Annotated in this window: 17 protein-coding genes; 9 read left to right on the top strand and 8 right to left on the bottom strand. The window is 41.3% G+C overall.

The window, feature by feature from the left end; genetic code table 11:
* Window position 1 precedes the first annotated feature (1 nt).
* Together argB and CQ839_RS10330 are read right to left on the bottom strand one after the other, a co-directional pair.
* On the bottom strand, window positions 2-871 hold the full coding sequence (argB, locus tag CQ839_RS10335; protein WP_103668196.1) for an acetylglutamate kinase: 870 nt from the start codon (window positions 869-871) through the stop codon (window positions 2-4).
* A 152-nt stretch (window positions 872-1,023) separates the two neighbouring features.
* Window positions 1,024-2,172, bottom strand: coding sequence for a glycosyltransferase family 4 protein (locus CQ839_RS10330; RefSeq protein WP_103668195.1), 1,149 nt, complete (start codon window positions 2,170-2,172; stop codon window positions 1,024-1,026).
* 94 nt (window positions 2,173-2,266) lie between these two features.
* Between CQ839_RS10330 and CQ839_RS10325 the strand changes: the two genes are divergently transcribed.
* Together CQ839_RS10325 and CQ839_RS10320 are read left to right on the top strand one after the other, a co-directional pair.
* Window positions 2,267-2,503, top strand: coding sequence for a DUF2281 domain-containing protein (locus CQ839_RS10325; RefSeq protein ID WP_103668194.1), 237 nt, complete (start codon window positions 2,267-2,269; stop codon window positions 2,501-2,503).
* Window positions 2,503-2,985, top strand: coding sequence for a type II toxin-antitoxin system VapC family toxin (locus CQ839_RS10320; RefSeq protein WP_258040693.1), 483 nt, complete (start codon window positions 2,503-2,505; stop codon window positions 2,983-2,985). The genes CQ839_RS10325 and CQ839_RS10320 overlap by 1 nt, the downstream gene beginning before the upstream one ends.
* A 40-nt stretch (window positions 2,986-3,025) precedes the next feature.
* Here CQ839_RS10320 and CQ839_RS10315 read toward each other — a convergent pair whose 3' ends face one another.
* Complete coding sequence (locus CQ839_RS10315; RefSeq protein ID WP_181016166.1) at window positions 3,026-4,006, bottom strand: DUF928 domain-containing protein; 981 nt, start codon at window positions 4,004-4,006, stop codon at window positions 3,026-3,028.
* Window positions 4,007-4,071: 65 nt separating this feature from the next.
* Here CQ839_RS10315 and CQ839_RS10310 point away from each other — a divergent pair, with 65 nt between their 5' ends.
* The 5 genes from CQ839_RS10310 (at window position 4,072) to CQ839_RS10290 (ending at window position 8,565) form a co-directional block, all read left to right on the top strand.
* Window positions 4,072-4,665 (top strand): Uma2 family endonuclease, encoded by a 594-nt coding sequence (locus CQ839_RS10310; protein ID WP_103668192.1) that lies wholly within the window; start codon window positions 4,072-4,074, stop codon window positions 4,663-4,665.
* Window positions 4,666-4,695: 30 nt separating this feature from the next.
* Complete coding sequence (locus CQ839_RS10305) at window positions 4,696-5,607, top strand: ABC transporter substrate-binding protein (protein ID WP_258040692.1); 912 nt, start codon at window positions 4,696-4,698, stop codon at window positions 5,605-5,607.
* Entirely contained in the window at window positions 5,520-6,404 is an 885-nt protein-coding gene (locus tag CQ839_RS10300; RefSeq protein WP_103668191.1) for a DnaJ domain-containing protein, read from the top strand. Before CQ839_RS10305 ends, CQ839_RS10300 begins: the two co-directional genes overlap by 88 nt.
* 103 nt (window positions 6,405-6,507) lie before the next feature.
* On the top strand, window positions 6,508-7,482 hold the full coding sequence (locus CQ839_RS10295; RefSeq protein WP_181016165.1) for a diguanylate cyclase: 975 nt from the start codon (window positions 6,508-6,510) through the stop codon (window positions 7,480-7,482).
* Window positions 7,483-7,494: 12 nt separating this feature from the next.
* On the top strand, window positions 7,495-8,565 hold the full coding sequence (locus CQ839_RS10290) for a DUF1517 domain-containing protein (RefSeq protein WP_103668189.1): 1,071 nt from the start codon (window positions 7,495-7,497) through the stop codon (window positions 8,563-8,565).
* Window positions 8,566-8,632: 67 nt separating this feature from the next.
* Here the strand turns inward: CQ839_RS10290 and CQ839_RS10285 are convergent, their stop codons facing one another.
* Window positions 8,633-9,604: an ABC transporter ATP-binding protein gene (locus CQ839_RS10285; protein WP_103668188.1), complete on the bottom strand. Its 972-nt coding sequence runs from the start codon at window positions 9,602-9,604 to the stop codon at window positions 8,633-8,635.
* 442 nt (window positions 9,605-10,046) lie between these two features.
* Between CQ839_RS10285 and CQ839_RS10280 the strand changes: the two genes are divergently transcribed.
* Window positions 10,047-11,090, top strand: a complete 1,044-nt coding sequence (locus CQ839_RS10280; protein ID WP_103668187.1) for a hypothetical protein — start codon at window positions 10,047-10,049, stop codon at window positions 11,088-11,090.
* 106 nt (window positions 11,091-11,196) lie between these two features.
* On the opposite strand, the gene CQ839_RS10275 is transcribed toward CQ839_RS10280, so the two are convergent.
* Together CQ839_RS10275 and CQ839_RS10270 are read right to left on the bottom strand one after the other, a co-directional pair.
* On the bottom strand, window positions 11,197-12,093 hold the full coding sequence (locus tag CQ839_RS10275) for an ABC transporter ATP-binding protein (protein ID WP_103668186.1): 897 nt from the start codon (window positions 12,091-12,093) through the stop codon (window positions 11,197-11,199).
* A gap of 82 nt (window positions 12,094-12,175) precedes the next feature.
* Window positions 12,176-14,605, bottom strand: a complete 2,430-nt coding sequence (locus tag CQ839_RS10270; protein ID WP_103668185.1) for an NACHT domain-containing NTPase — start codon at window positions 14,603-14,605, stop codon at window positions 12,176-12,178.
* Window positions 14,606-14,773: 168 nt separating this feature from the next.
* On the opposite strand from CQ839_RS10270, the gene CQ839_RS10265 reads away from it, so the two are divergent.
* Window positions 14,774-15,493 carry an ROK family protein gene (locus tag CQ839_RS10265; RefSeq protein WP_103668184.1) on the top strand — a complete coding sequence of 240 codons (720 nt, stop codon included), beginning with the start codon at window positions 14,774-14,776 and terminating at the stop codon, window positions 15,491-15,493.
* A 21-nt stretch (window positions 15,494-15,514) separates the two neighbouring features.
* Here the strand turns inward: CQ839_RS10265 and CQ839_RS10260 are convergent, their stop codons facing one another.
* Both CQ839_RS10260 and CQ839_RS10255 read right to left on the bottom strand, forming a co-directional pair.
* On the bottom strand, window positions 15,515-16,099 hold the full coding sequence (locus tag CQ839_RS10260; protein WP_103668259.1) for a Uma2 family endonuclease: 585 nt from the start codon (window positions 16,097-16,099) through the stop codon (window positions 15,515-15,517).
* An 89-nt stretch (window positions 16,100-16,188) separates the two neighbouring features.
* Window positions 16,189-18,474 carry a bifunctional (p)ppGpp synthetase/guanosine-3',5'-bis(diphosphate) 3'-pyrophosphohydrolase gene (locus CQ839_RS10255; protein ID WP_103668183.1) on the bottom strand — a complete coding sequence of 762 codons (2,286 nt, stop codon included), beginning with the start codon at window positions 18,472-18,474 and terminating at the stop codon, window positions 16,189-16,191.
* Window positions 18,475-18,491 lie beyond the last annotated feature (17 nt).

The raw sequence follows: 18,491 nt of genomic DNA, 5'->3' as shown, positions 1-18,491 counted from the left end.
TTTAGAAGGTATTTTCAGAAGCAACAATCATTGAGCCAACCCCACTATTAGTGAAAATTTCTAGTAACAGTGAATGGGGTACACGACCATCGACAATATGAGCTGCTTTCACACCTTGAGCTAGCGATCGCACACAACACTGTACTTTAGGAATCATGCCACCACTGACGACATTGCTATTCATCAATTCTCTCGCCTTGCTGATCGTCAAACTACGGTAGAGAGTGCTGGGATCTTTGTAATCATGCAAAATACCTGCAATGTCGGTAAGCAAGATTAATTTTTCAGCTCCCAAGGCGGCGGCGAGTTCACCAGCAACCGTATCAGCATTGATGTTGTAGGACTGACCAGTCTCATCGGTTGCCACACTGGACACAACAGGAATATGCCCTGCTTCAAGTAGGGTTGAAAGTAAACCGATATTAATGCCACTAACTTCGCCGACAAAGCCGATCGCATCATTTCCCTGTGGACGAGCACGAATCAAGTTGCCATCTTTACCACACAAGCCCACACCAGAACCGCCAGCAAGGTTAATCATTTCGACAATCTGCTTGTTGACTCGCCCCACTAGTACCATTTCCACTACTTCCATTGTCTCAGCATCGGTGACGCGCAAACCATCGATAAACTGAGGTTTGATGTTGAGCTTAGTTAGCCATGTATTGATTTCAGGGCCACCGCCATGAACTAACACTGGACGCAGTCCCATAAATGACATCGTCACCACATCGCGGATCACGTCCTGTCGCAGGTTTTCTTCTTTCATCGCCGCGCCCCCATATTTGACGACAATGGTACGCCCTGAAAATTCCTGCATATAAGGCAGGGCTTCACTTAGAACCTGAACGCGATCGCTGTCTGTTAGCATTTAACGCCTCAACTAATCTAAAAAAAATACTTTGATTAACCTTACAGCCTCAATTACCCCAATAGATAAGCTAATTAGGCTTTCTATCAATATTTGATGACTTTTGCGAAATTACATATATTTAGAGTAGGCGCTTTGCACCCACTCAAATACTAAACACCTGCGATCGCCATTTCAAAAGCTTGACAAACTGAAGGAATCGAAAATTTAGCTTGGGCTTGGATATAGGCAGTTTCGACTATTCTCTGAGTAGCAGCAAGATCGCTAAAAATTTCTTGCATAGCATCAGCAAGTAATTGCGGATCATTTGGTGGAATCAGTAAGCCTGTAATCCCATTTTCAATAATTTCGCAAGTGCCGCCGCCGATGGTAGCGATCGCAGGACGTTTTGATAATTGCGCCTCCACGATTACCCTGCCAAAGGGTTCAGGAGCTGTCGAACAATGGGCGATCGCATCACAAGCTTTCATCAATTTAGGAATATCATCACGAAAGCCGAGCCAATGCACGCGCCCTTTTAAACTTTCTTGTGCAGCAATATTTTTTAATTTATCGGTATATTCAGCTTCGCCAAAAAGAGCATCACCAACTAACAACACATGTACATCAGGGATTTTACTAGCGGCTTCCAGCAAAATATGTTGTCCTTTCCAATAAGACAAACGACTAAACATGCCAATCAAATTGCGATCGCGGGGAATATCTAATTCCTCACGTAAGGTCTTTTGATTGTCATTAATTTGGTCAAATTTTTCGACATTAAATCCGTTATAAACCGTGCGTAATAATTGTCGTTTCCCACCTACGGCAAGAAAAGCTTCTCCCGTAGCTTGGGAGTTAACAATTACTCGCGTGGCAAACCAATTTGCCAAAGTAACCGCAATGCGACGATTAGTTGGGCTAAAAATATCAGAGGTTAAAATATCGTGCAAGTGCCAAACCACTGGCGCACCGCCAAATAATCTTGCGATCGCCGATACTACAAACCCTTTCTGGTTATTGGCATGAATCAAGTCAAAATCTTTGCTCTTTTGGGCTATTTGCTTACCCAATCGCCATAAATCACCGATAGATTTGAGCGATGCTAATCCACTTGATACTTTCACATCAGCTAGCGATCTCGATGCCGCTAAGACTTCAACCTTCACGCCTAACTCTTCCAGTCGCGTTTTTAAAACACCGTCAGTTAGCAGTACTACCTCACTACTATCGCGATAAGCATGGGCAAAGTCTAATAGGCATAGCTCTCCACCACCTAGGACTGCGGTATAGCTAACAAACAAAATTCTTTTTTTATCCATGTCTGGCGGTGTCGTCAACTCTTGGTAATTCTTGGCTATGCCAAAATTCTAGGATATATAATCGAGATTAATATCTATTACGAAAATAATAATTATGTCTCTTTTGGCTGAGCAAATTTTTCAAACAGTAGAAGTATTACCAACTGAAGATCAGCAACAAGTTTTGAGTTTTGTAGAGTTTCTCTGGACAAAGCGGCGGGAAGCTAGGGCTGCGGCTCTAAAAAATGCTCCCCAATCTTTTTTTGATGTTGCTCAGGCTTTGATTGGTGCTGGGGAAGGTTCTGGCGATATTTCGACTAATCCTGATTATATGCAGGGCTATGGTCAATAATGCACAATCAGGTAATTGCTGATACGGGAGTTTTGATTGCTTTAATTGATCGTTTTGATCACCACCATAATTGGGTAGTAGAGCAGTTAAAGCAGATTACTTTGATTGCTTTAATTGATCGTTTTGATCACCACCATAATTGGGTAGTAGAGCAGTTAAAGCAGATTACGCCGCCATTACTGACTTGTGAGGCTGTGATTTCAGAAAGTTGGTTTCTGCTACAAAGAGTCAAAAATGGTCGAGAGACACTTATCCAATTATTGACTCAAAAATATGTTGTAGTTCAATTTGATTTGGATGCAGAGTTGGAGACAGTACTTACACTATTAAATCGCTATCAATCTGTGCCAGTCTCTTTGGCAGATGCTGAGTTAGTAAGAATGTCCGAGTTGTGTCCCAATAGCCTTATTTTTACTTTAGATAGCGATTTTCATATTTATCGCAAAAATCGAGATCGCCCAATTCCGATACTTATGCCTTAGATAAAGACCACGCAAAGCATTATTGTGGTCTGGAATTTACTTATTTTTTTGGCACATCGGCATTTAATAAACCAATAAAAGAATCAAAATCTAAGTTTTTATTGGTCATAAATCCTAATTTCAAGATTTCGTTTCTTGCCTCTCTAGCTTTTAGATCTTCGGGTTTAAAGTTTAGCCAACGAGTATAGCCATCGATCGCCTCAAACCAATATCCAAATTGAGCATAAATCTTGGCGCGATCGCGAATAGTCAAGGCAAGTTTCAAAGACTTTTGAAGCTTCTCATCAGGTGGCGTATAAACAATCCAGCCGCTTGCCGTAACTTCCTTGGCAAGTTTATCCTGCACAGTGATTTGCCAACGGTAGGTTTTGGACGGTTGCAAAGAAGCTGCGATCGGTATTTTGAAGCTAGATAAACCGCTAGACATTTTTAGATCAGTTTGAAAAATCGTAATCGATTTATCTCCCTCTGATGTTATGAGGCTAAACTTCCCTACAAAAGTATTTTTTGCGTTTACTTTAGACGAATTATTTTCGAGATTATCAATTTCTAATGAAGAAGCTTGAGCATTTTTGTCGTGTAAATGCCAATAAAGCGTAGGTTGTGAAATCGCTGTCCTTGCCCCATCTTCAGGTGTAATCAAGATCAGTAGCGGTAGTTGCTGCTCTCTCAATAGTTGCGGTTGTCTATCGATAGGGGCAGATGGAGAGTCACCTCTAAGCGTTGTGGGGGGAGTGATAGGGACAGCTCTATCAATGTCTAAGTCGCGATTGACCAGTCTTGTACCTCCGCCTGTGCTTGCAGTTTTTGGTAACCCTAAGCCATAATTAGTGCCGCTAAATTGAGCTACTAGCCAAGTTTGAGCGATCGCATCTAATCGCAGTAAGTCGCTAGGTACTACCAAACTCGACAAAGAACAGATCAAGATTGTAAAGGCACTACTGATACAAGTATGAAAAGTTAGCTTGTTAGTTACAGCAGTCAAAGAATTACTTTGAGGAATAGATACTTTACATCTCATAAATTTCAGCGCCATGCGCGTAAAATGGCTAGTAAGTATTTGCTAAGTAATAGCAGTCATAGCATATGAGCATCACTTTATCTAAATCAACTCATATTGAGCTAGAGCAAAAATTACTATTGCCAAGGATCTATAGTTGGCAAGAATTCGAGGTTCTAGAAAATCTGTTAGCAACAGGTGGCTTTCGCGTTACTTATCTTGATGGTTGGATTGAACTGATGACTGTTGGTGAACCCCACGAATTGATTAAGAAGTCTCTAGCGATTTTGTTGGAAGCCTATTTCATTATTCAAGGAATTGAATTTATACCTGTGGGCAGTGCTACTCGTCGCGGGCAAGAAAAGGGGACATCCTTTGAGCCTGATGAGTCTTATTATTTGGGGGAAAAGAAAGCTAATCCTGATCTAGCGATCGAAGTGATCTTGACTAGCGGCAGCTTGGAAAAACTAGAGAAATATCGCCGCTTTGAGATCCCTGAAGTCTGGCTGTGGGAAAACAATCAACTGCAAGTATATGCTTTGATCTCTTCGGAATACCATCTTGTCCATCGTAGTCAGCTTTTACCCGATCTTGATCTTGAACTGTTAGTTAGTTGTGTACAGATGTCATCACGCTTAGAAGCAATGAGAGCTTTTCGCAATGGACTGCGTCATGAGTGATAGAGATATTGGTATATTTGTAGCGATCGCATGACTAAAGAATTAATGTTTAAGTTCGTCAAAAAAATCGCTGGCTTAGCAATTTACACAGGTTTATGCCTTGGTGTAGTTAGCGCAGCATCGCCAGTATTTGCTGAAGACAGCAGCCTCGGCATCGTCATGCGACGCGGACATTTGCGGGTAGGTATGGATGCCGCAATCGGTGGGCCCTATATGTTTTGGAATGCTAAGACCCAGTTTTATGATGGCTTTGAGCTAGAAATTATCCAAGAAATTGCTGCAAGACTAAACATTGAGCCACGTCCAATTAATATTCCTTGGACAACCCAGCCCGAAAATTTGGCATCACGACAAGTTGATATTCTTCTTAGTGCAAGGGAAGAAGGAGCCTTGGAATCAGGAGATAATAAAGGCAAATTCATTGAAACGACACCATATTATCGAAGTTCTCAGCGTTTATTGATTAGGGCTGATGGAACACAAATCAAATCCTTGCGCGATATGATCGGCAAGCGAGTTGGGGTTGTGGCAAATAGCGGAGGCGCTGCGATCGCCGAAACCTATAATAAAAATAGGGGCAACGCCATTCGCCTGTTTTCGTCACGCGATCTTGATCGTATGGTGATCCAATTACGCGATCGCCAGCTTGATGCCATGATCCTTGACGAACCTGTGGCAGTATGGCAAGTACGAAACAATCCCAACTTTATAATTGTTGGGGAGCCGTTAATTCCAATTCGTTTAGTCGCGATCGTCAACAAAGATGATGTATCACTTAAAAAAGCTGTAGATAAGGCTTTAACAGAGATGCGTCAAGAGGGTAAACTCGAACAAATACTTAAGAGGTGGAACCTGTGGGAAAGCCAGAAAACTTTAAAATCAACAAAGGACTTGCCAGTTACGGTATTAGCGATCATTACGCCATACTCGGTTTACCAATGACCACTGATCCAGCGCAGATTCGCAAAAAATTTCTCAAGCTGGCGAAGATTTTGCATCCAGATGTATTTGGCAGAAATGCCGAAGAGAAAGAGAGTGCGACCAAATATTTCTCGAAGATGGTCAGCCCAGCCTATCAATTGCTAAATAGCGATCGCGAGCGTGGTGAATACCTAGCCACCTTGAGAATGTTTGCCCAAAACAAAAAGCAAAAAGAAGAAACACCAACTCTCAGCACTGAAATAGCTCAAAAGCTGTATCGTATCCCCCATGAAATTACCTACAAGCAATATGTCGAGGAAGTTTCACCAAAGCAGTATGAAACACTCGACTCGATCATGGAGTACACTGCCACTCTCAGCGAGTTAAATCTCGTGTATTTGTTTACCCAAAGCAGTCTTAGCTTTTCTTCTGGCAGTAGTACGGCGGCTAATGTTGGCGGTCAGGGCGCTAATGCGGAAGCAACTCCTGCGGCTAAACCTGCCCAATCTCCAGCCCTGCGTAATCTGAATATGGCTGAGCTATTTATTAGCAAGAAACAATGGACAGACGCACTCAAAGAACTGATTAGCGCTGAAAAACTTGATCCTAATAACGCCAAGGTATATGCACTCAAGGGTTTAGTGCAGATGAATCAAAATGCAGCAGCGATCGCCAAAGCAAGCTTTCAAAAGGCACTCAAACTCGATCCTAAAGAGCCAACTGCTGTCAAATACATTAATCAGGTGAGTGCAGCCACAAAACCACCAGAAAAACCACCAGAAAAGAAAGGGGGACTATTTGGCTGGGGTAAGAAATAAATCCCGAGTATTTCTCGCTAAGCTTGGATTTTCGCAAACTTAAAGATATAGCGAGGCAAGCACCTTGGATTTTCGCAGACTAAAATATTATTGTCATAATTCTTTGATTCTAGTTACTAGTGGAGATCGCCAAGTTCTATCGGCGATCTCTGAAGTTTTAAAATCTGAAAAATATAATTTCATCACTGAAACCAGTGGTGAAAAAGCATGGGAAATAATTCTCCAAAAGAAACCTGCGATCGTCATAGCTGATTGGACAATCCCAGACGTGTCAGGTTTAGCACTTTGTCATCGGAGCAAGTCAAATCTTGAGCATCCCGATTTGATGTCAATATATTTTGTCTTGATCGTCAAAGATTCTAACTCTCAACAACGCCAAATTGGTCTAGATACTGGTGTCGATGAATTTCTCAACAATCCCATAGATAGCTCTGAACTCAAAGCAAGATTGCGAACAGCACTCCGACTGACTGCCTTGACGCAGTCCTTAACATGGGCAAACCAAAGATTGCTAGCTCAAAATGAATTGCTGGATGCACTCAGCTTGTCTGATTCTTTAACCAAGGTTTTAAGTGCGCAAGCCTTTGCAACTGTAATGCCAAAGATGATGCAGCAACTTAAGGGATTTGTTGCTTACAAAAGTTACCGTTTCTTGAGTGTATTGATCATTGATATTGATCTGTTTAAGTCAATTGTCGATTCCTACGGTGAGAAAATCGGCGATGAGGCAATTAATGCGATCGCAGGACGCTTAAGCAATAGTTGTATGGCTAACAGTTTGATATATCGTCACGGTTTAGATGAATTTGTTTGTGTCACCCCCCATGGTGATACTGCAAGTGGCATCCAACTCTCTCTGAATCTCCTTACCAGTATTCGTAGTCATCCAATCGCCATTTCTTCAGGGTTGTTATTTCCTCTAACCATTAGTATCGGCGGTGTGGTGACAGCCTTAGAAGATCAAAATCAACGGATTCCTGACCTGAGTTTTGATGAACTCGTCTCTTTGGCTGAGCAATCTCTTCTCCAAGCCCAAAAATCTGGTGGCGATCGCGACTATATCGAAGTTTTTGAATAATTTGAAAATATTATGCGGAAGAAAAAGTTTCAGTTTTTTATATCTACGCTACTCGTATTTCCTGTAGTTCTGGGGATAGAGCTAGGCTTGAGCGATCGCAAATTAGATACAGTCCTGCTCAAAGATCAGCAAGTCTATGCAAAAAGTAGTGCAGGTCGAAGCGGAGGCGGTTCTTTCACCCGTTCAACACCTTCAAGTTCTAGTAGTTCTAAGTCATCAACTCCATCTAAATCATCACCCTCCAAAACATCTAGCCCTTCCAATGATCGCGATGCATTAAATACCCCTAGCCAACCATCATCAAATAGACCCTCAACTATCGTTGCTCCCGTAATTATCAATAATTCGTCGAATAACCCATCCTATGATCCTTATCGATCCACAACTTCCACATCGTCGAATGGAATGTCTTGGTTTGTCTTGATAATAATTTTATTGATTGTTTTTGCGATCGTCTACTTTATTATTCGAGCGATCATGATGCGTTCTAAACAGATTGGAGGAGGAAATGACTTAGGGAATGAAACCTTTACGGTTAGTAAACTCCAAGTTGCACTCTTTGCCCAAGCCCGTGAAGTCCAAGCCAGATTGACGGAGTTAACTCTTGAAGTAGACACTGATACACCAGAAGGGTTGATGACATTGATGCAAGAGTCGGCACTTGCCTTGGTGCGTACCCCCGAGAATTGGACACATGTTTCATGCAGTTCACAATCAGTGCATCGAGACAAGGCTGAAGAAGTCTTTAATAAATTGTCTCTAGAAGAACGTACCAAGTTTAGCGAAGAAACATTAGTGAATGTCAGAGGCAGAGTTGCCCAGAGATCGACAGCGATCGCTTCTCCTGATAAAGACCCATCCGCTTATATTGTGGTGACGCTATTGATTGGCACTGAACACGATCAACCTCTATTTAGTGACATTAGAAATACGCAAGAATTACGCACAGCATTAGAGGCGATCGCAGCGATCCCAGCTAGTCATTTATTAGTATTTGAGTTGCTTTGGAGTCCTCAAGCAGATACAGATAGCCTCACATATGATGAGCTACTGACTGAATACAGCACCATGATTCAAATTTAATTGCTTTTATAGCAATGCAGGCTTTGCTATCCAAATAAAGGAATGCTGAGCTTCGTGCTGACTTCCTTTATTCTTTATGACGTGAAGCTTTAATTTGATCGATAAAAAATTCTTCGAGAGTTTGGCGGGCTAGCTCGATCGCGATCGCCTTTGCCCCAATACTAGCGATATAGGTCAAAAACTCTGGCAAATCCTTAGCTAATTGACCATGCCAAGTATCATTTTGAAAAATTAAATGCTCTAGCCAAGGTTGTAACTCTGACTCAGAGCCACCGTGACCGCTGACCTGATAGGACTGCTCTGTACCAAGTAACTCATTTAAGGTTCCCATCGCTACTAATTCGCCTTTGTTGAGAATGCCAATGCGATCGCAGATCAACTCCACATCAGACAAAATATGACTGTTAAAAAATACAGTTTTCCCCTGATTTTTAAGCATCAAAATGATTTCGCGCACTTGATAGCGACCAACGGGATCAAGCCCAGACATCGGCTCATCAAGAAACACAATTTCGGGATCATTGATTAGAGCTTGTGCTACGCCAATTCTTTGCACCATGCCTTTAGAATATTGGCGCAATTGTTTTTTCCGCGCTACTGACTGAGATAGACCAACAAGATCTAGTAAATCAGCAATGCGCTGACGACGCAAAGATGGGGCAACCCCAAATAAACTACCAATAAAATCAAGTAGTTCCCAGCCTGTCAAATAGTCGTAGTAATAAGCATTTTCAGGTAAATAGCCGATTGACTGCTTGGCTGTGCGATCGCCTAGAGGATATCCTAAAATTTCACCAGTTCCTGATGTGGGCTTCACAATACCCAACAAGATCTTTAATAATGTGGTTTTGCCTGCCCCATTAGGACCTAACACTCCAAAGGTCTCGCCTTGGCGAATGGTTAAGGAAAAATCCTGTAAAGAACTAATTTTTTGATTTAACCAAAAGCCAGTGCGATAAGTTTTGCTCAAACCATCCGCCACAATAGCGTTGCTCTGAATAATTTGTGTCTGGGATTCATTAGTCAATACTTCTACCATAGCTTCCGATCAAAGCTGCAAAGTTCATACGTTAAAACATTATTTTAACGTCAGTTAGGGTTAATTTAAAAATGAGGATAATCTTCACAGTAATTCTCATTATAAAAATCGGTTTTTTGAAATCCCGCCTACGGCGGGATTTCAAAAAACCGATTTTGGTGTTTCAAGCGCCTTGGGCGCTTGAAACACCAAAATCGGTTTCATAATGAGAATTGCTGTAATCTTCAGATCTACATATTCCTATCAATTGTAATTTTGGGATTGGCTTCGTATAGTCGAAGCCAATCCCAAAATTACAATTCCTGCCCCACACCATTAATTTTTGAATGGTATAGCAATGTAAGATCTAGGACAGAGATAAAAATCGTTACGCTCCAAATATATTATGTGTCAGTAGAAAACCTATACAATGTAATGAAACAAGGCTAGATAGCGCCCAGCTATGAGTAACATTTTTTTGCTGCCACCAAACCTAGACAAGAAGGAGCGTTTTGCTGCTTGTTGGGAATATTTACTAGAAAATATTTCAGATTTAGGTCAAGATTTCGTTGACTTTTTAACACAGCGATCAGGCAAGCCAAGTTCAACCTTTGTTAAAGCTGTTAGCTATCCCTTTTTTGCGTCAGGTATCCAGCCTGACATACTTTTAGAGTGTAAAGATTTTGATATTCTCTGCGAGCATCACTTGGAGAGCCAGCTAAGCAAACTCTCTCTAGACGCATTATTCATTTTGGCTAAGTCTCAGACTAGGAAGACTTATATAGCCGTAATTAGCAATAGTTATTGTCTGCTCGATCCTGAGATTTTAGCTGGTGTTTCTGCAAAACAATATTATCTCCAGCCATATGATGATGTGAATTCATCTATGCCGTATTTCTGTTGGCAAGATATATATGCTCTGGTAGCTCAAAAGCCTGTGCGCCTTGCCCATGAGTTTGCTGAATACATGCATTTCATGGATATGCAACCTTGGCAGCATAGCGAATGGGGTAATTTGTTTCTTAATCCTAATGTCGCAAAAACTTTTAGTCAGCAATGGGCGCAAACAATCGATTATTTCCAAGGCATGACCATTGACGCTAAGCTAAGTGGTTACAGTGCTTTAGAGGTCATTTATCCTCTACCTTGGTTGCAATTGCTTTATATTTATGCAGCCAGATCTGTGAGTCATAATGATCTACAAGCTGTGAGTCCCTATCTTGTAGCGACAATTTGGATTAAGGGGGATGCAAAAGCTCAGATTCAGGCTTTTCATGGCATTTCTGATCGCTTTACGCTACCAGATAATAATCGTATAACGGTGGAGATTAGAGCGAGTTTAGCCGACGGTCTATGGACAACCAAAGCTGGTAACCGCCCCAAACTAGCTGCGACATATTACACATCTCTTGATCGTCTTGTTGCATCAGATTCTTTGCAAATTCAGCAAAACTTGCTGGCTTTTTCTAAGGCAGTTTTTATCCATGCTCAAAGCATAGAAAGTTAAATGCCTCCTTTATACCAATTCACAAAAGTGTGACAACACTTCTGTGAATTAAAAAGCAAACCCTGTAAGGGTTTTAAAAACACAAAGTGGCTACTTGATATTAGGCTTATTTTGGGCCTTGGGTGACTTCTACGTAGATATTTTCAAGGCGGACGGGTTGACGCATGATCGAGTCAATTGCGATGCCTTCAAAACATTCCAAAATTTCTTTTAGTTCCATTACATTAGGCAACCAAAAAGCTAAATCTCGTCCATAGTAGCGATGAGGAAATCCCAACTCAATCGCTCTAGCGATCGCTAAATCCTCAGTGGGTGTACAAATGATCGCAATTTCTTGAGCAGGGACATGTTTGCGAAGTTCTTCGAGGCTACCTTCGGCGAGCAAACTCCCTTGCTTGATAATGCCAATCCGCTGACAAAGACGTTCTGCTTCCTCAAGCATATGGGTCGTCAATAAAATTGCCGTATCTTGACTTCTAAGTTTACGAATCAATTCCCAAACTTCATAGCGAGCTTCAATATCAAGTCCCGTTGTTGGTTCATCAAGTACAACTAATTGCGGCTGATGTACAAGAGCGATCGCCATACTCAGACGACGTTGCATTCCACCACTCAGACCATCAGCAATACTTCTAGCGCGATCGCCTAGCCCCACTAACTCCAAACAATATTGTGCTTGTTTTCGGCAAGCTTCATTACTCAGCCCATAGAGCTGTCCAAAAAACCGCAAATTTTCTTCACAGGTTAAGCTCTTATAAAAAATATTTTCTTGTGGGGCAACACCGATTAGCGAGCGGGTTGAGCTAGATGCATTTTGCCCATTCATCGTTACATTGCCGCGATCGGCTTTGATTAAACCACACAAAATGCTAATCGTAGTGGTTTTGCCTGCTCCATTTGGACCAAGTAACCCATAGACTTCCCCCGACTGAATGGCAAAACTTAAGTCTTGCAAAACTTGCTTTTTTCCATAAGATTTACAGATTTTGCGAACTTCTAGCACAGGGTATGTATCTCTTTAAAGCAATGCCTAAAGTATAGCAATCGCTATTACAAAAGCACAAAAGAAGAAACTTTACCTTTTTTTAGTGCAATATGCTGTACTCACCTTGAGGTAGTAGTAATGTTGACTCGATTTGACTCTTGACTAATGGGCTGACATATTCAGAATTATTCAGACATTCAATCAAAAGCTTATTAGCATCATGGTATGTACGCAACAAATTAAGCTGATTTTCGCTGAATTGCCATTCTTGCGAGCTTTTACGGTGCTGGACGATTAAGTTGCGTAACTTTTTTGACCAATCTAATCCCTTAGATTGCCACCACTTCGCAAAAGTTTCTCGACCTTGAATTTTATAAGGATCAGGAAATTTCTGACGCAAAAACAGTAACCCTCTATGTAGATCTGGCTCAAGTACACAAGCAAGCTCTAAAACAGGGTGATTAGCAACGTATAAAGCTAAGTCAAGGTTGAGAGCTAGATTAATTGTGTAATCGATGTCAACCTCAGTTTCCATCGTATTGTCTAGACCCATTGACTTAGAGCGAGCGCGTTCTAAAGAGCGGGAATGGGCGATATCTAAAGCACGAGCGCGGTCGAGCGATCGCGTATTTTCTAAATCAATATCTAGATATAAAGCACGAATCGTCACCGCTTTGTATGGGGTTTGAATTTGAATTGACTGTTGGTTAACCCATGTCAGAAATGACTGCAATTGCGGATCTTGGCTCACCAAATCATCAATTTTACGTTTCATCATCTTCAACATGCGATCTGCTTGTTGGGAAATGCTGACGGTCATGACGATCACACCATGCCAACGCTTGAGATATATCCGCTCTAGCAAATATTTTTGGGCAGCAGTAGGTGCGCTATTGGCAATCCGATAGGCCGCAAGATAGTCATGCAGAGTAGTGTAGTTGAGTGAGTAAAGTCCTTTGGCACATTCAACTAATAGGCTATGTTGCCACTTGAGACTCTGAAAAAGCTGGGCATGATCAATCGCTAACTTGGATAAGGTGCGACTAGTTGCCATACAAGCCTGAAAGTCTTCCTCAAGTTGATTGTTTTGCCACATATAACCATGTCGATCAAGCGACACGATCGCCACATAGGAGAGCAAATCTAGCTTTTGAGAAGCTGATAATGTTGGATTAGATGAGCTAGGCAAACATTTAGTTTGCTCCCATTTGGTCAATAGTAGATTTAAGACTTCCTGATAAAAGTTTGTTTTAAGAGAATCACAACTGTTAAAGACAGTACAGAGATAGGTTAGTAGTAGAGGATTACTGGCGATTTCTGCTAGAGGTTGATTTGTGGTGAGCAATTGTTGAAACTTTTCATTGCTTTTCGGCTTTTGGGTGCAAGTAGTTTGAAACCACTTATTTGCAAATGTAGTAATTTGTGATTCTCCAAAAGGAGCTAATTCCAATGTCGAAAATGATTCGAGAATATGACCATAGATCGGATTACGTGTGGCGAGAACTGCTCGATTCTTAGGATAGCGATCGCTAAAGTCAGAGATTTTTTGTGCGATTTCTGCGTGATAAATCTCAGGCAGGTCATCTAATCCATCCCAAAGAAATAAAAATTGTCCTTGATTTAATAATTGCTCTAAGAATTTGCCATCCAAAAATTCATCAGAACATCCATAGTTAATAATTTGTTGCTTTAACCATATAAATGGGTTGCAAATGTCATTAAGAGAAACAAGTGATCGCAGTGGCAAAAATACAGGTAAATATTCAGGCAGAATATTGCCTGCTATGCAAGCCATTGCCCAATATTTAAGTAATGTCGTCTTGCCTGAACCTAGACCACCAACTAGCAGAATTTGTTCGGATTCTTCTAGAGCCTGATTAGCTGAGATTGTGGATGGACGGATTTTGGATAAATAGAAGCGATCATATTGTTCAGGAGATACATTTGCAAAAGTTTCATCTAAATCAATGTTTTGACTGCTCGGCAAACCCGTGAAAATATTAGCCTCAGTATATAATTCATGTAAATGAATTGGCGTATTAACATCAATTATTCTGAGACGATCACATTGACGTATTAACGCAGGAGATATAATCTTACGGATTTTCTGCAACGATTGATCAAGTCCATTTTTCCCACTAATGGATAAACTATCACTTAAACTTTGAGCGATCTTTTCTATAATATTATTGTCTTTCTGAATTGCATTTGATACAACATTATTATCAACAATATTGCCATTAGTTGATACATTAAGATTGGATGTTTGAAGATTTGAATTATCTTTGTCTTCTATCGGCTTTTCTACTGATAGATCCTGAACAGAATTTATAGAAATGTTTAGTTTTTCACAAATTAAGTTATAAGTATTGCGATCGACAATTTCTCCATTCAAGAAATTCTCGACCAGTTGTATTGCAAGACTAAGCTCAGTCGCCAACTGAAGAGGTGTGTATCCTCTAACTGCGAGTTCATCTTGTACTTTACAAATGATTTCTGATGGCGCTCTTAGCATTAAGGCTATAGTCATTTTCTTGATTCCTCTTTTGCCTACTTCAACAAAAATTTGTCAGCAATTCTAAATTATGAAATTAATTTTGGTATTTTAATCATCTGTGGCGCTTAAAATGCCAAAATTAATTTTGATGAAACTTTGCTTTAATCAATTCTATTATCTACTACAAGAAGTTTATACACTGTGAGTTTGTTAACATTAGCGATTGATGTGGGTGGGAGTAGTATCAAGGCAATCATATTGCAAGAGGATGGCACTAATGCCTCAGCGAGATCGCTTATTCATACGCCCCATCCTGCAACTCCTGATGTCATCGTGGCGACATTAATCGATTTGAGCACGAAACATTGTGTATATGATCGCATTTCTATTGGTTTTCCTAGTGTTGTCGAAAATGGGGTGACAAGGGGAGCAATTAATTTGCATCCTGACTGGGACGGCTTTCCCTTAGCTGAGGTATTACAAAATAAATTAGGTAAGCCGATCGCGATTGCTAATGATGCGGATGTGCAAGGTTGCGGGGCGATCGCAGGGCAGGGAGTAGAGTTAGTAATTACTTTAGGAACTGGTTTTGGATCGTCGCTATACCTCAATGGTAAGCTGCTGCCAAATTTGGAGCTAGGTCAACATATTTGGTGCGATCACGATACTTACGAAGATCGCTTAGGGCAAGCAGCCCTAGAACAGGTGGGGATTGAAGTATGGAATATGAGGTTAATAGAGGCGATTGCTACGCTCTATAAATTATTTAACTACGACAAACTTTATATCGGCGGTGGCAATGCTCGCTTAGTGACTTTGGCTTTACCGCCAAATTTATCTGAAAAAGTTGCGATCGTTTCCAATGATTTGGGTCTGATTGGCGGACTTGCTCTGTGGAGATCTAGCGATCTGAAAAATTAGAGTCTGTGCTTAGCCGAAATGTTAATCCCAGCCGAATATATGACCAGACTGTAAAACAAAATTTGGCAGTACATTTTCACCATCAAGAGTTTTAGGATTATCCAGAATTTCAACGGGTTGTCCCTGGCGATAGATAGCTACGCGCTTATGTTTCGGATCAATCAACCATCCCAAAATACAGCCATTGTCCATATATTCCTGCATCTTTACTTCTCCTTGTTTCCATGAATCACTAGGTGATAAAAGCTCGATGAGAAACTCTGGACAGAGAGGCAAAAAACCTTTTCGCTGTTCAGTCGTGAGCGATTCCCATTTTGCGAGAGAAATCCATGCAGCATCAGGAGAGCGATCGCTACCCTTCGGCAAACTAAACCCTGTCGATGAATCAAAAGCTTTACCTGATTTAAACTCCCGATTCCATAGGTAAAGTTCACCATTAAGATCAAAATTAAAACTGCCAGTTTCTCCACCTGTTGGGGACATAACGATTAATTCTCCTTTAGCTGTACGCTCTAGTTTCATATCAGGATTTGCTGCGCAGAGCTTGACGAAATCTTCGCGAGTCAGGGTAATCACAGAACTGAGATCGATAGTTTGAAAGTTCATAATTTTTGATCCTTCCATAATTTAATAAAGAACCAATTCTTTGTGGCGAGGCAAAGCCGCGCTGCAAAGAATTGGTTCCTGCTAAGCCCTTATTCAGCAACAAGTCGCGAAACTGACAGGGTGTCACACATTTTATTGATTTGATTACAAACCCGATCAAATTGGTGGCGATCGCTAATATCGATACTCAAATCAATAATTGCTGCCTTACCTTTTTTGGTTTGCACATTTGCCTTACGGACATTAATTTTGTTATCCGATAAGCGCGTCAAAATATCTCGCAGTACACCTACACGATCAATTGTTTCCACCCGAATATCAATGGGATAGGTTTGGACATGATCAGACTCTTTATTCTGATTCCAACCTACGTGTAACAAGCGATCGCTAGGAATATTTGCCAAATTATTGCAATCATGACGGTGAATTGTGATGCCACGATTGCTACCTAACGCAACCACTCCTGTAATTGTTTCCCCAGGCAACGGAGCGCAACAACCTGCGATCGAGTAAACCATCCCCTCCAGCCCCAAAATTGGTGACTTGGAGTTATTACTATGAGCAGGTTCATGGCGTGCCTCATACTTTTGAGGATTTAAATATCGATCATTGTGTTGATTCTCACGCAGTTTGTTAACTACAGAATTAACTGAAGTTTCACCGTAGCCAATACCTGCAATTAGATCCTCAACATTGTGATAATTACAGCGCTCAGCTAGCTTTTGCATCTGATCAGATTTGAGCAAAGCTTCTAAACCATTTTTGCCCAATTCTCGTTCTAAGGCACTGCGACCTAATGCAAGATTTTCATCACGGCGCGATCGCTTAAACCATTGCCGAATTCTGCTTTTTGCCGAATTAGTAGCAACAAAATTAATCCAATCGGTACTTGGATGAGCATTGTTTTGAGTAAGAATCGTGACAATATCGCCATGTTTAAGCGGACGTTGCAAAGGAACCATCACATTATTTACCAATGCGCCAGAGCAATGATTGCCAACTTCCGTATGCACGCGATAGGCAAAGTCTACAGGTGTCGAGCCTCGTGGCAAGCAATACACGTCCCCCTTAGGACTAAAGACATAAACTTCGCTATCAAATAAATCTTCCTTAACACTATCAAGATATTCTTGGGGATCTTTCAGTTCACGCTGCCATTCGACCAACTGACGCAACCAAGTAAATTTTTGATCATCCCCCTTAAGCGGTTTGCTAGTCGAATTGCTCTCTTTGTATTTCCAATGGGCGGCAATTCCATAATCAGCAATATGATGCATTTCCCATGTGCGAATTTGAACCTCAACAGGTTGACCTTTTGGTCCAATTACCGCCGTATGCAACGACTGATAACGGTTTGGTTTAGGTAACCCAATGTAATCTTTAAAACGACCAGGAATCGGACAGAAATGATCATGGACAACGGCAAGAACTCGATAGCATTCTTCTTTGGTATTGACGATTACTCTAACCGCTTGAATGTCGTAAATCTCATTGTATTGTTTCTTTTGGCGTTCCATTTTGCGATAGATGCCGTACAGATGCTTAGGTCTACCGCTAATTTCAAAATCATCAATTTCCATTGACTCTATGCGATCGGCTAACACCCTCGTCACTTCTGTTAACTGCTCTTGTCGATCCTCATGGGTCTCGGCAACCAGAGACACCATCGTTTGATACTGCTCTGGCTCAATATATTTAAAAGCAATATCTTCCAATTCCCATTTAATTTGCCCTAACCCCAGACGGTTAGCCAAAGGTGCAAAAATCTCTCTCGTTTCTCTAGAAATTAATACTTGTTTCTCAGGGCGCAAATGCTCAAGAGTTCGCATATTGTGCAAGCGATCGGCAAGTTTTACGATAATCACACGAATATCTTGAGCCATCGCCAGAAACATGCGACGAAAATTTTCGGCTTGGCTTTCAGTTTTACTCTCAAAACTCAGTTTCGATAACTTGGTGACCCCTTCAACCAGTTGTCGTACTTCTTTCCCAAACATTTCTTCGATCTGATCACAAGACACCTCAGTATCTTCAACCACATCATGCAAAAATCCTGCGGCGATCATCGCATTGCTGCCACCTAAATCCTTCAGAATTGCGGCAACTGAGATCGGATGTAATATGTAAGGCTCTCCCGATGCACGGCATTGACCATCATGGAGTCTATAGGCAAAATCTAATGCTCGACCAACAACATCTTCATCATCTAAACTTTCCCCCCTTTGCGATTTCTCCCAACTAATTCTCAGCCAGTCTGGAATCCATGCATCCACTACCGCATTACATTCCCACACGGTTGCGCAATCTATTTGATCATCAATCGGATGACCTAGACGTTCTACTGGAGCTTCGGCTAATAATGTCATCGGAGTCATATGTTTAATTTCGCCCT

This window comes from Pseudanabaena sp. BC1403 (assembly GCF_002914585.1).
In the GTDB taxonomy this organism is placed as follows: domain Bacteria; phylum Cyanobacteriota; class Cyanobacteriia; order Pseudanabaenales; family Pseudanabaenaceae; genus Pseudanabaena.
This window is presented reverse-complemented; position numbering and strand designations above follow the sequence as displayed.